13 protein-coding genes are annotated in these 12731 nt (G+C 73.1%); 5 read left to right on the top strand and 8 right to left on the bottom strand.

Annotated features, from left to right (window positions below; translation table 11 throughout):
- Positions 1–78: 78 nt before the first annotated feature.
- Both ACH499_RS07375 and ACH499_RS07370 read right to left on the bottom strand, forming a co-directional pair.
- Complete coding sequence (locus tag ACH499_RS07375) at positions 79–1704, bottom strand: amidohydrolase (RefSeq protein ID WP_356206317.1); 1626 nt, start codon at positions 1702–1704, stop codon at positions 79–81.
- Between the two features lie 20 nt (positions 1705–1724).
- On the bottom strand, positions 1725–2366 hold the full coding sequence (locus ACH499_RS07370) for a TetR/AcrR family transcriptional regulator (protein ID WP_399014226.1): 642 nt from the start codon (positions 2364–2366) through the stop codon (positions 1725–1727).
- Positions 2367–2434: 68 nt separating this feature from the next.
- Between ACH499_RS07370 and ACH499_RS07365 the strand changes: the two genes are divergently transcribed.
- Complete coding sequence (locus ACH499_RS07365; RefSeq protein WP_399014225.1) at positions 2435–3886, top strand: purine-cytosine permease family protein; 1452 nt, start codon at positions 2435–2437, stop codon at positions 3884–3886.
- Positions 3887–3905: 19 nt separating this feature from the next.
- Positions 3906–4646 (top strand): class I SAM-dependent DNA methyltransferase, encoded by a 741-nt coding sequence (locus tag ACH499_RS07360; RefSeq protein ID WP_399014224.1) that lies wholly within the window; start codon positions 3906–3908, stop codon positions 4644–4646.
- A 20-nt stretch (positions 4647–4666) separates the two neighbouring features.
- Here ACH499_RS07360 and ACH499_RS07355 read toward each other — a convergent pair whose 3' ends face one another.
- The gene (locus ACH499_RS07355; RefSeq protein WP_399014222.1) at positions 4667–5788 is read right to left on the bottom strand and encodes a lipid II:glycine glycyltransferase FemX; all 1122 of its coding nucleotides are present in this window, start codon (positions 5786–5788) and stop codon (positions 4667–4669) included.
- A gap of 247 nt (positions 5789–6035) precedes the next feature.
- Here ACH499_RS07355 and ACH499_RS07350 point away from each other — a divergent pair, with 247 nt between their 5' ends.
- Positions 6036–7106: a Ku protein gene (locus tag ACH499_RS07350; RefSeq protein WP_399014221.1), complete on the top strand. Its 1071-nt coding sequence runs from the start codon at positions 6036–6038 to the stop codon at positions 7104–7106.
- A gap of 7 nt (positions 7107–7113) precedes the next feature.
- On the opposite strand, the gene ACH499_RS07345 is transcribed toward ACH499_RS07350, so the two are convergent.
- The 3 genes from ACH499_RS07345 to ACH499_RS07335 all read right to left on the bottom strand — a co-directional run bounded on the left by ACH499_RS07345 (position 7114) and on the right by ACH499_RS07335 (position 9363).
- Positions 7114–7959, bottom strand: a complete 846-nt coding sequence (locus tag ACH499_RS07345) for an RNA polymerase sigma factor SigF (RefSeq protein ID WP_399014220.1) — start codon at positions 7957–7959, stop codon at positions 7114–7116.
- Positions 7960–8077: 118 nt separating this feature from the next.
- Entirely contained in the window at positions 8078–9016 is a 939-nt protein-coding gene (locus ACH499_RS07340) for an anti-sigma factor RsbA family regulatory protein (protein ID WP_356206338.1), read from the bottom strand.
- A complete protein-coding gene (locus ACH499_RS07335) occupies positions 9013–9363 on the bottom strand; it encodes an STAS domain-containing protein (protein ID WP_356206341.1) in 351 nt (116 codons plus the stop codon). Before ACH499_RS07335 ends, ACH499_RS07340 begins: the two co-directional genes overlap by 4 nt.
- 232 nt (positions 9364–9595) lie before the next feature.
- Here ACH499_RS07335 and ACH499_RS07330 point away from each other — a divergent pair, with 232 nt between their 5' ends.
- Entirely contained in the window at positions 9596–9952 is a 357-nt protein-coding gene (locus tag ACH499_RS07330; RefSeq protein WP_356206344.1) for a PRC-barrel domain-containing protein, read from the top strand.
- Positions 9953–10066: 114 nt separating this feature from the next.
- On the opposite strand, the gene ACH499_RS07325 is transcribed toward ACH499_RS07330, so the two are convergent.
- Positions 10067–10648 (bottom strand): DNA starvation/stationary phase protection protein, encoded by a 582-nt coding sequence (locus ACH499_RS07325; RefSeq protein WP_356206347.1) that lies wholly within the window; start codon positions 10646–10648, stop codon positions 10067–10069.
- An 85-nt stretch (positions 10649–10733) separates the two neighbouring features.
- Entirely contained in the window at positions 10734–11537 is an 804-nt protein-coding gene (locus ACH499_RS07320) for a thioesterase family protein (RefSeq protein ID WP_356206350.1), read from the bottom strand.
- Between the two features lie 376 nt (positions 11538–11913).
- Between ACH499_RS07320 and ACH499_RS07315 the strand changes: the two genes are divergently transcribed.
- A complete protein-coding gene (locus ACH499_RS07315; protein ID WP_399014324.1) occupies positions 11914–12681 on the top strand; it encodes an FAD binding domain-containing protein in 768 nt (255 codons plus the stop codon).
- The last annotated feature ends 50 nt before the right edge of the window (positions 12682–12731 follow it).

Genomic DNA, 12731 nt, shown 5'->3' with positions numbered 1-12731 from the left:
CGCGCACCGCCTTCCGCTCACCTCACCCGACAACAGCCCTTTGCCCCCGCCGTGCCGGGCCGCAACCCCGCCTTGGCGTCACAGGCTCGCGGCGCGATGCGTCGGGGCGCCGTCGAGGACGGTCAACAGCACCGGCACGTCCGCCAGTTCGGTGGCCGCGACGGCCAGTGGATCCTCGGCCAGCACGGTCAGGTCGGCCCGGTGGCCGACGGCGATCCGGCCGGCCTCGTGCTCCTCGCCCGCCGCGTGGGCCGCGTTGACGGTCATGCCCCGCAGCGCTTCCAGTGCCGTGAGCGCCTGCTCCGGGAGGTGCGGCGCCGCGTCCAGGTCGCGGGTGGGCCGGCGGTGGCGGGCGCCCGCCATCACGCCCAGCGGCGGGTAGGGGGCGATGGGCCAGTCGGAGCCCAGGACCACCACGGCGCCCGCGTCGTACAGGTCGCGGCAGCGCCAGGCGCGCGAGGCCCGCTCCTCGCCCAGCCGGACCGACCAGTTGTCGGTGTGGTCGGCCCGCGTGAAGTCGCAGCAGTGGGTGGGCTGCATGGAGGCGACCACGTCCAGCTCGGCGAACCGGCGCACGGTGTCGTCCGGCACGGTCTCGATGTGCTCGACCCGGTGCCGCACCCCGCTGCCGCCGCCCGCGCGGGCCTTCTCGACGGCGTCGAGGACGTGCCGCACCGCCGCGTCACCGATGGCGTGGGTGGCCGTCGGCACACCGGCCCGGTGCAGCTCGCCGACGACGCGGGTGTACTCCTCGGGGTCCGGCCAGAAGGCGTGCCGGGACTCGCCGTGGCAGTCCGGCTGCTCCAGCCAGGCGGTGCCGTTGTCCACCGTCCCGTCCATGAAGATCTTGACGCCCGCGGTCCGCCACAGCCTGCCGCCCGTGCCCTGCCCCTCGATGAGCGCGCGCACCCCGTCGGCGTCGGTGCCGGGCTGGCACCAGGGCGCCACCCGCAGCCGCACCGGGAGCCGCCCGGCCGCGTCGAGCTCGGAGTAGAAGGCGAGGCTGTCGCCGTTGGCGTCCATGACGTGCCCGCCGGTCAGTCCGGTGGCGGCCATGGCGCTCAGCGCGGCGGCGAGCCGTTCGCGGCGCTCGGCACGCGTCGGCCGGGGCAGTACGCGCTCCACGAGTTCGCACGCGGCGTCCTCCAGCAGCAGCCCGGTGGGCCGGCCGTCGGCGTCGCACACCACCTCGGCGGTGGCCTGTGCGAAGGAGCGCGGCCCGTCCACCCCCGCCCGTTCCAGCGCGCGCCGGCTCGCCAGCGCGGAGTGCGCGTCGAAGAGCAGCAGGAAGGCGGGCACCCCGTCGAGCACGGTGTCGAAGGGCGCCGTGGAGACCGGGCCGCCGGCGAAGACGTTGGGGTCCAGGCCCCAGCCCTGGAGCCAGGCGCCGCGGGGGAGGTCGCGGACCGCCCCGGCCAGCGCATCGCGCACCTGTTCCACGTCGGTGCAGCCCGACAGGTCGAGGCCGTGGGTCAGTTCGGCGCCGGTGACGGGGTGGATGTGCCCGTCGACCAGGCCGGGGGTGACCACGGCGCCCTTGAGGTCGATCACGGTGGCCGACGGGTCCGCGAGGGCGCGGATCTCCTGCTCGTCACCGAGGGCGGTGATGCGTCCGCCGGCGGCGGCCAGGGCGGTCTGCGGCAGGAACCCGCCCGTGGCCGGGTCCAGCAGACGGGCCGAGAGCAGGATGAGAGAGGTGCGCACGAAGGCTCCTTGGTGGCGGTTCAGATGACGTCGGCGGGGGCCAGCGTGCCGACGGGCAGGCCGAGTTCGCGTTCCGCGGTGGTGACGGGCATGCGCCGCACGACCGGCGGGTCGTCGCCGGTGTCGGCGCTGTTGACGAGCATGCCGAGGCCGTCGAGGACGACCAGGATCTGGATGGCGGCCGCCATCGGGTCCTCGGTGCGGAACTCGCCCAGCTCGACGCCGTCGCGGACGAGCGCCTCGAGCCGGTCGCGCCAGGCGGCCTCCTGGACGGCGACCCGCTCCCGCAGCGTGGGGCGGTAGCGGCTCAGGTGCCGGGCGTTGAGCCACAGCCGGCTGATGTCGTCGAACGCCGCTCCACCGGTCCGGGTGAAGAACCGCGCCAGATGCTGCGTCGGCGTCGCGCCGCCCCGGTCGGCCGGGAGGAGTTCGTCCAGCTCGGCGCCGACTGCGTCGCCGTAGGCCTCCGCGACCAGGTCCTCGACCGCGGGGAAGTAGTGGCTGATCAGTCCGGGGCGGACGTCGAGCTCCTCGGCGATCCGCCGCAGGGTGATGCACTCCAGTCCTTCGGTGAGTGCGACGCCTGCGGCAGCGGCAACGATTTCCGCACGTCTGGCGGCTGGAGTTTTGCGGATTCGCTTGTTCGGAACGCTTGACGGCATGGAATCGATGCTATTGAGTGTGCGACCAACAAGCAAGCAGGTGGGTTACCAGCACCCGGAGGAGCCGCATGGCGTCCACGATTCCCGAGCAGCAGTCGGGCACCCCCGTGCCAGGGCAGAAGGAGGACCGGCCCCCTTCGGAGCGGGCCGTCCGCGTCGAGGCGCACGGCATCGATCACATCCCCGACACGGAACGCCACGGCCACCCCCGGCAGTTGTTCCCGGTCTGGGCCGCGGCCAACGTGAACTACCTCAGCCTGGTGATCGGCGGCGCCCTGGTCCTGATGGGCCTCACCCTGTGGCAGGCCCTCGCGGTCATCGTCGTGGGCAATCTCTTCTGGCTGCTCACCGGACTGCTGTCGATATCCGGCCCGGCCGCCGGCGCCCCGAGCGAGGTCATCACCCGGGCCATGTACGGGGTGCGCGGCAACCGCGTGAACAACGCGATCGTCGGCTGGCTGATCTCCGTCTGCTACTTCGCCCTCAACCTGTCGGCCGCCGCGACCGCCGCCTTCGCCCTCGTCGAGAAGACGGGCGTCACCGCGGGCACCGGCGTCAAGACCGCCGTCGTCATCGTCGTCGCCGCGCTCACCCTGGCCATCGGCGTCTACGGCCATGCCATGATCATGAAGCTGTACCTCCCGATCACCCTGGTGCTCACGGCCGTGTTCGCCGTCGTCGCCTGCTACGTGTTCGGGAAGACCGACTTCTCCTACGCACCGGCCGAACCGCTCACCGGACACGACCTGTGGGCGGTGGTGTTCGCCGGGATCACCCTCGTCGGCTCCGGGCCGCTCTCCTACACCACCAGCGCCGACTTCTCCCGCTATCTGCCGCGCACCACGTCCGCGAGGGCCATCATCGGCTGGACCACGCTCGGCGGCTTCCTCGCCAGCATCGTCGTCTGCTCCCTCGGCGCCTTCGCCGCCACCGCCGTCGACATGACCGACCCGCAGGCGGGGCTCGCCACCGTCCTGCCCGACTGGTTCGAACCCGTCTTCCTGCTCGCCCTCGTCCTCGGCACCATCGCCATCAACGCACTCACCGCCTACAGCGCGGGCCTCGCCCTGCAGGCCGTCGGCCTCCGCATCCGCCGCACCCGCAGCGTCCTCGCCGACGGCACGGCCGCCGTCTCCCTCACCCTCTACGGGCTCCTCGTCTCCGACTTCCTCGACACCGTCAGCAACGTCCTCCAGCTCACGGTCGTCCTCCTCGGCCCGGCCATGGCCGTCTACGCCACGGACATCCTGCTGCGCCGCAACCGCTACGACGGACCCGCCCTGATGGACGAGTCGCCCCGGAGCCCCTTCTGGTACCGCGCCGGCGTCAGTCCCGCCGGGACCCTGTCCCTCCTCGGCGGCGTCGCCGTGTCCGCCCTGTGCGTCGACACCCTCTACACCGGCCCGATCGCCGCGGCCCTCGACGGCATCGACCTCGCCCTCCCCGTCGGCCTCGTCGTCGCGGCGCTGCTGTACGCCCTGCTGACCCGCGGCGGAAAATCACAGGCGCCCGCGGCCTGAACGGCGCTACGGTCCCGGCATGGACGACGATGACGGCTTCTTCGGTGAAAGCGTCGCCGCGCGGTACGACGAGGCGTCGGCGGACATGTTCGGACCGGACGCGGTGGACCCCGCGGCCGACCTGCTGGCCGGGCTGGCCGGCGGGGGACGGGCACTCGAACTCGGCGTCGGCACCGGCCGGATCGCCCTGCCGCTCACCCGCCGGGGCGTCCCGGTCCACGGCATCGACATGTCCCGGGCCATGACCGCCCGGCTGCGCGCCAAGCCGGGCGGAGACGCCGTAGGGGTGACCATCGGCGACTTCGCGACGACCCGGGTGCCGGGCACGTTCACGTTGGTCTACCTCGTCTACAACACCATCAACAACCTGACCACCCAGGACGCCCAGGTCGACTGCTTCCGCAACGCCGCCGACCACCTCGCGCCCGGGGGCACCTTCGTCGTCGAGGTGGGCGTGCCCGAACTGCGGCTGCTGCCACCGGGCCAGACCGCTGTGCCGTTCCGGATCGGCCCCACGGGATGGGCGTTCGACACGTACGACACCGTCACCCAGGCGATGAGTTCGAACTACGTCACCCTCGTCGACGGCCGTGCCGAGCACGAGTCCGTCCCGTTCCGGTACGTGTGGCCCTCCGAGCTCGACCTGATGGCGAGGCTCGCCGGGATGCGGCTGCGCGAACGGTGGGAGGACTGGGACCGCACGCCCTTCACCCACGAGAGCCGCCGGCACGTGTCGGTCTGGGAGAAGCCGGTCGGCTGACCCGGCACGGCGCCGCTCCGTCAGCGCCGGGACAGATAGAGCTGAAGCGCCTTGTGCAGCACCCTGTTCAGCGGGCGGTCCCATTCGCCGAGGTACTCCACGGCCTCGCCGCCCGCCCCGGTCTTGAACCGGAGCAGACCGAGCAGGGGGTCGTCCTCGTCCAGGGTGTCGCCGATGCCCCGGAAGTCGTAGACCCGCGCGCCCCGCTCGTGGGAATCGCGGATCATGCGCCACTGGAGGGCGGTGCTGGGCTGCACCTCGCGCTTGCGGGCGGTGGAGGCGCCGTACGAGTACCAGACGTGGTCGCCGACCGTCAGCATCGTCGCCGCGGCGAGCACCTCGCCGTCGTGATGGGCGAGGTAGAGCCGCATCCGGTCCGGGTCCTCGGCCGTCAGCGCGGTCCACATGCGCTGGAAGTAGGGCAGCGGGCGGGGCGCGAACCGGTCCCGCTCGGCGGTCTCCGTGTAGAGCTCGTGGAAAGCGCCGAGGTCCTCGTAGTCGCCCTGGACGACCTTGACGCCGGCCTTCTCGGCCTTCCTGATGTTGCGGCGCCACTGCTGGCCCAGGCCGTTCTGGACTTGCTCCAGCGACCGCCCGGCGAGCGGCAGCTGACACACGTGGCGCGGCTGCCCGGCGGCGAAACCGTCCTCGCCGCCGGGCTCGGCGCGGCGCCAGCCCGAACGGCGCAGCCGCTCGGCGAGGGCGCGGGCGCCCGGCTCCTCGGCCGTGGGCGGCACGTCCTCCAGCCGCCGGACCCGGGGATCGGAGATCCCCGCCTTGACCGCCTCCGCGCTCCAGCGCCGCACCACCACGGGCGGACCCATCTTCACCGAGAAGGCCCCGCGCTTCCTGAGATACGCGAGCATCGGGTCCAGCCACCGGTCCGGATCCGCCGCGTCCCAGTCGATGACCGGCCCCTCGGGGAGGTAGGCGAGGAAGCGGCGCAGCTTCGGCAGCGGCCGCAGCAGCACGAGTCCGACGCCCACCAGGCGGCCGCCGTCGTCGAACCAGCCCAGGCTCTCGGCCTGCCAGTCCGGCTTCACCTCACCCCAGGCGGGGAGCTGCAGCGGGCTCACGGACGGCCGGGACGCGACGAAGCGCAGATGCTCCTCGCGGGTGATCGCCTTCAGACGGTGGCTCATGGACGGTGACCCTTCGTTCGGCGTCGTTCGACGGTCGACGGCAGGGCGCCGCGGCGCGCGGACTGCCGTCCCCCACCAGGGAATACCGGCGCGGGTGAATCCGCGCGGCCTACCGGCTGTTCGGGCACCCCGCACGGCCCGCACGGGTGCCGGCATCCCGCCGCCCCCGCCGCGCCCGGCGCGCGGCACCGCGCAAGGAGTGTCAGCGTGGAGGGCACGGGCACGGCGGCGGACGGAGCGGACGGCCATGGCACGGGCAATCTGGACAGGCGTGATCACGTTCGGGCTGGTCACGGTGCCCGTCGGGCTGTTCACGGCGACCTCGGACCACACGGTCCACTTCCACCAGCTCCAGCGCGGCACCTCCGACCGGATCCGCAACCGGCGGGTCAACGAGCGCACCGGCGAGGAGGTGGGCACCGGCGACATCGTCAAGGGGTACGAGCTGGGCGAGGGCGAGTACGTCGTCGTGGAGCCCGGGGAGCTGGACGAGATCGCGCCGGGCCGTTCCCAGACCGTCGACATCACCGACTTCGTCGAACTGGACGAGATCGAGCCGGTGTACTTCGACCGCACCTACTACGTCGCCCCGCGCGGCAAGGAGTACCTCAGGGTCTACCAGTTGCTGCGCTCCGCCCTGGCCGAGGCCGACAAGGCGGGGATCGCCACCTTCGTGATGCGCAACAAGCAGTACCTGACCGCGCTGCGGGCGGACAACGACGTCCTGGTGCTGCAGACGCTGCACTGGGCCGACGAGGTCCGCGACCCCGTCAAGGAGCTGCCCGAGCTGCCCACGGGCCACGCCGGCCGGGGCAAGGAACTGGACATGGCGCTCCAGCTCGTCGAGGCGCTCAGCGGGCCCTGGGAGCCGGCCCGCTACCACGACACCTACCAGGAGAAGGTGCGCGAGCTGGTGCGGGCCAAGGCCGAGGGCCAGGAGGTAGCCCTCGCCGAGGAGCCGCCCGCGGCCACCAACGTCGTCGACCTGATGGAGGTGCTGCAGGGCAGCCTGGACCGGGCGAAGGACGAGGCGGGTCGGCGGCCCGCCGCGACCCGCACGGACAGCGGGGGCGGGGGAGAGGCAGCGAGGCCGCGCGGGAAGAAGCCCCCGGCCGAGACCCGGCCGAAGGAGAAGGCCCCGTCGAAGGGGAGGACCCCGTCGAAGCGGGCGGAGCTGCGGGAGCTGAGCAAGGCGGAGCTGTACCGGCGGGCCACCGAGCAGGACGTGCCGGGACGCTCGAAGATGACCCGCAGTGAACTCGTCGACGCCCTCGCGGGCACGGGACGGGGGCGGAGGAAGAAGACCCCCGCCGCCTGACGCCCGCTCACTCGGTGGTCAGCATGCCTTCCCGCAGGCGGCCCAGCAGGCGCGAGATCAGCCGGGAGACATGCATCTGCGAGACGCCGAGGCGTTCGCCGATCTCCTTCTGGGTGAGCTCCTCGACGAACCGCCAGTGGATGATCTGCCGGTCGCGCTCCGGCAGCTCCGCGATCATCGGGGCCAGGGCGTGGAAGTCGTCGACCAGGGCCAGGGCCGCGTCGTCGGTGCCGATGAAGTCGGCGAGGACGGACTCGCCGTCCTCGCTGGAGCCGATGGCCGCGTCCAGGGACGACGAGTTGTAGCCGTTGGCCGCCAGGCGGGCCTCGACGACCTCGTTCTCCGGCAGGCTCATCAGCTCGGAGAGTTCCTTGGTGGTGGGGTTGCGGCCCAGCCGGCTGCGCAGCTCCTCGGTGGCGCGGGCGAGCTGCACGCGCGCCTCCTGGAGCCGCCGGGGCACGTGCACGGCCCACGACGTGTCCCGGAAGAACCGCTTGATCTCGCCCACGATGTACGGGACGGCGAACGAGGTGAACTCCACCTCACGGCTCAGCTCGAACCGGTCGATGGCCTTGATCAGGCCGATCATGCCGACCTGGACGATGTCCTCCATCTCCTCCGGGCCCCGGCTGCGGAACCGGCCGGCCGCGAAGCGGACGAGGGACATGTTCATCTCGATGAGCGTGTTGCGCGCGTACTGGTACTCGGGAGTGCCCTCCTCGAGGACCGTGAGCTGGTCGAAGAAGAGCTTCGACAACTCCCGCGCGTCCTTGGGCGCCACCGCGGACGGGTCCGCGATCTGCGGAACACCGGTGGTGTGCTGCTCGGTGGTCTGCACGGTCGTCGTCGCCATGATGCGCTGCCCTCCCTGTCGGTCGGCCCTGTCACGTTTCTTCATCGGCCGACGACGAGGCGCCTACCCGGGTCCACGCCGCACACACCTGCGACCTGTGCGGTTTTCCGCGACTTTTCTACGAGCCTGCCGGACCGAGCTGGAAGCGCACCGTCGTCCCCTCGTCCGAGGTGTGGGTGCGCACCAGGTCCGAGACGTAGTGGACGAGCAGCAGCCCGCGTCCGCCGATCTGGCCCCGCTCGGGCGGCCGGCGGCCGGCGAGCGGATCGGTGAGCCGCCCGGTGTCGCGTACCTCACACATCAAACTCCCGGCCTCGGCCCAGACCGCGAGCGTTCCATGGCCACCGCCGTGCACCACGCTGTTGGTGGTCAGCTCCGCCACGGCCAGCTCCACGTCCTGCAACCGGTGCCCGTCGAGCCCGAGCGAGGCGGCCCGCTCGACGGCGAACCGGCGCGCCTCGGGCAGCTCCCCGGGCCCGAAGGCGAGCACGGCGGCGTCCGGCGGGGTGCTCAGCGGCTCGTTGTAGCGGGCGACGACCGAGGGCCAGTCGTAGGAGGCGCTGGCCTCCTCGCGGCCGTCGGAGATGACCGTCGGATGGGTGCGCCACGCGTCGGCCAGGACGTCCGCGTGCAGCCGGGACACGTCGTACGGGCACAGGATCGTCGCGTCGCGGCCCTCGAAGGCCGCGTTGATCAGTGCCTCGTGCTGGGCACACGCCGGGTACTCGGTCGCACTGCGCCCGGCCCAGATCGGCTCGCCGATGATGCGCACCCGTTCCCGCGCGTGCTCGTCGGCGAACGCCCTGAGCACCCCGGGGATGATCCGCCCCGGGTTGCGGCCGGCCCGTGTCATGTCCAGGAAGAGCACGTCCGCAGCCCGTGCCCCCAGACCCGTCCTGATCAGCTCCAGATTGGCGGCCGGGACGGCCACCGCGACCGGTTCGCCCGCAGCCAGTCCCTGCTGTACGAACGACACCGTGCGGTCGGTGTACTCGCGCTCCGAGCGGTAGAAGAGCGCCGGATGCGCGAACGCCTCGTCCGTGGTCCCCGTGCTCATCGGGAGGTCACCTCGATCCCGTGCAGCGACGGCCAGAACATCTCCAGCACCCGCGGCAGTTGGGGCGGGGGCTGCTCCACCACCATCCGGCCCGTCGGCAGGTTCATGGCGGTGACCGCGAGGGCGGCGACCCCGGCCACGTCGACGAACCGCACCCCCGACAGCTCCAGGTAGGACACGTCCGCGTGCCGCCGGGACAGCTCGGCGAGGGCTTCCTCCCAGGACGGGCGGGTGATCATGTTGATCTCCCCGCGGGCGCGGATCCCGGGACGACCGGACAACGGTCCCACCTCCAGCAGGGTCCCGTACCCCTGTCCGGTGGGACGGCCCACGGGATGCGCATCCACACTCGATCTCCTCCGCACGGCCGCCGGGACCTGGTCACCGCTCCCGCTCATCAGGGGCGGGAGGTCTCCTCCGACCAGGCAGCCTAACGCCCCCGGCGCCCGCGCCGGACCGGTCGTGCCCAAGGCCCGGGCCCGCGCCGCCGTTGCGCCGGTGCGGGGACACCCCGTGCGAGTGGGACGCGAAGCGGGGAACACGGTCAGTGGAGTGTGTTCCGGGAAGGGAAGGCGAGTCATGTTCGAGGCTGAGAACATCCGGGACTGGCGGGGCAAGGACGTCGTCGACCCCGATGGCCACAAGATCGGAAGTCTGGAGTCCGTCTACGTCGACACGGTCACCGACCGGCCCTCGTTCGGGGCGGTCACGATCGGTCTCCCGACCCGTCGCCGGCTGGTGTTCGTTCCCCTGGAGAAGGCCACCGTCGGGCCGGACTACCTGAAGGTGACCTACGACAAGGCGCTGGTCAAGGGCGCTCCGGGCATCGACCCGGACGGCGAGCTGGCGGCCGAGGCCGAGGGCGAGCTGTTCGCCCACTACGACCTGCCCTACGAGCCGGGCAGCCGCGGCGAACGCCGGCTCGGCAGGCGCTGAGCCCGCCGGACGCCGCCGGCCGGGATGCGCCCGGTGCGCCGGGGCCGCGGCGTCCGCTGAGACGGCGAGGGGCGCGGCCGCGTCACCCCGACGCGGCCGCGCCCTTCACGCGTGTCACCGGCCGCCGCGGTCGTGCGCGAGCTCCGAGCCCCGCTCGGCGCCCTCCGCCTCGGACTCGGCGCCGCCCGTGGCCAGGGTGCCCCCGGCGCTCTCCAGGTGGGCCCGGACGAACCACTGGAACTGCTCCAGGTCGCGGAGCTGCCCGATCAGCAGGTCCTCCGTGGCGGGGTCGATCTCACCGGCCTCCTTCACCGCGGCGCGCACGCCCTCGATGACACCGGTGTAGACCACGTCGAGTGCGCCCAGATGGGCGATGGCGTCGGCCCGGCCTATGGAGTAGTCGTCCCAGGCGCGCTCGGCCACCAGGGCGCCGGGCGTGCCCTGTGCCACCCCGCCGAGGGCGGCGATGCGCTCGGCGACGTCGTCCGCCATCTCCCGCACCTGGTCGACCTGCGGGTCGATCATCTCGTGCACGGCGATGAACTGCGGACCGACCACGTTCCAGTGCACGTGCTTGAGGGTGAGGTGCAGGTCGTTGAGGGCGTGCAGGCGCATCCGCAGCACACCGATCAGCCGTCCGGCGGCCTCGCGCTCGATGCCGGGGACCGTGTACTTCGGGGTCAGGTCGTGCGTCATGGCGTGCTTCAGCTCCTGATGTGTCGTGTACGGCGTTGCACGTGCACGAATGCCCCGTTTCGGTCCCGGCAGACATGTGCGCCGGTCACGTTCCGTCGGCGGCCCCCGGCTGGGGGCGGACGGTGAGTATCTGCTGGGCGTGCCCGACGGGGCCGTTGACGTCGTGCAGGACGGTGCTGGTGATGCCCTGTCCGGTGGGGCCGAAGACGACGCTGGTGTCGAGACCGGTCCAGCGGCCCTCCGGACGGCGGTGGAGGTGGATGGTGAGGTCGACGTTGGGGAACATCCAGGCCGTCGGGGCCTCGCGTGCGGCGATGCCGTTGGCCGTGTCGACGAGCGCCACGTAGGAGGCGAGCGGGCTCGCGTCCTGGCCGGCGACCAGGTCGAGGCCGGTGGAGATCCAGGCGGTGGTGCGGCCCGGCTGCGGCGGCGCGAGCGGCCGGACGTCGATGGAGGCGATGTAGCCGCCGGGCCAGCGGGAGTCCATCGGCCAGGAGGCCACCGTCTCCGGTGCGGGCAGCGGCGCGGCGCCACCGCCGGCGACCGCGGTGGTGTCACCGGCGGCGAGGAGCCAGGCGCGGGCCCGCACCACGGGACGGCCGGCGATGCGGACGACGGCCTCCACGAGTTCGATGGTCCGGCCGGGCCGGAGGGTCTCCACCTGGATCTCGCACTCGTCCAGGGCGAGGCGCCCGAGGATGTCGAAGCTGATCCGGGACATGAGCAGACCGGTGCCGGGCCGGGCGGCCAGATGGCGTTCGACGGCGTGGACGACGAGACCGCCGAGCGGGCTGAAGTGCTGTTCGTCGGTGCTCCAGGCACCGCTCGCGTGATCGGTGGGCTTGTAGCGGTACTCGTCTATGGGCTCGAAGTAACTGCCGGTGCTCAAGGGGTACTCACCTTCCGGGCTGCGGTTCTGCGTTCCGGTGGGCCGGCGGGGGGCGGGTGCGGTGCCCGCGGCCGGTGCCGGCTCCACTGCCCCAAGACGGTACTGGCAGGGGCCGCGTGCCCGGCCGGGGGTGCCCTCGCCCGGCGCGGGCGCCCACGGGAGCGGGGCGGCGGACCCGGGGCGCCGCGCTTCCACCGGCGCGCCCCGGCCCGGCCGGGACGCCCCCGTACCGCTCTGTCGCGCGAAGGGCGCATCCCGTGGGTGTGTGAGCCCTGTACGCGCCCCCTCGGCGGTGCGGAGAATGCGACGTGACCCTGATCACGCGGCGGGGGCGCGCGGTGCGACCGCCGGCTTCCGGGAAGGCAGGTCGATCGCCGTGCTGTTGCGTCAGCCCACGTCCGTGACCGAGGCACAGGAGTGCATGGCCGAGGGCGCGGTGCCCGTCGGCGGGGCCACGCTCGTGTGGGCCCTGTGGCAACGGGACGGTTTCCCCGAGCAGGCCATGTCACTGCGCAGGCTCCCGCAGGCCACCGCGATCGGTCCCGGGGTGCTCGGCGGCGCCGTACTGCTGCACCAGGTCGACGACCGCGTGCCGGAGGTGCTGCGCCGGGCGGCCGGCTCCGTGGGGACCGGCGCGGTGCGCCGCACGGCCACCGTCGGCGGCAACCTCGTCGGCAGCAGTCTGCGCTGCCTGCTGCCCGCGGCCCTCGTCCTGGACGCCCGCGCCACCGTGCTGGGCCCGGACCGCGCCTACGAGACCGACCTCGCCGAAGTCCTCGCCAAGCGCCATCTGCTGCTGGATCTGCGCTGGCCCACCCCCCTGGCCAGCGGCTACCGCAAGCAGCCCGCCGAGGCCGGCGGACCTCCGCCCCTGGTCGTGGCGACCGCCGTCCACGCCGACGAGGCAGGACGGCGGCGGCTGCGGGTCGCCGTCCGCGACGGCTACGACGTGCTCGTCGGGAACGTCCCGTGCCACGAGGGCCCCGGCCGGGCCCTCGACGCCCTGCGCCGCACGGACATCGGCTCCCTCCCCGCCGGGGCGCGGAACGTGGTCGGCCGGGAGGTCACCGCAACGCTGGAGCGTCCGGGGGGGGGGGGCCCCCGCGGGGCCACCCCCGGCCCCGCGGGGGGGAGACGGGGGTAGGTACGGGGGGACCCCCGGCCGGCCCCGGGGCTAGATTAGGGGGACACGCA

The organism is Streptomyces sp. NPDC018947 (assembly GCF_044390505.1).
In the GTDB taxonomy this organism is placed as follows: Bacteria; Actinomycetota; Actinomycetes; order Streptomycetales; family Streptomycetaceae; genus Streptomyces.
This window is presented reverse-complemented; position numbering and strand designations above follow the sequence as displayed.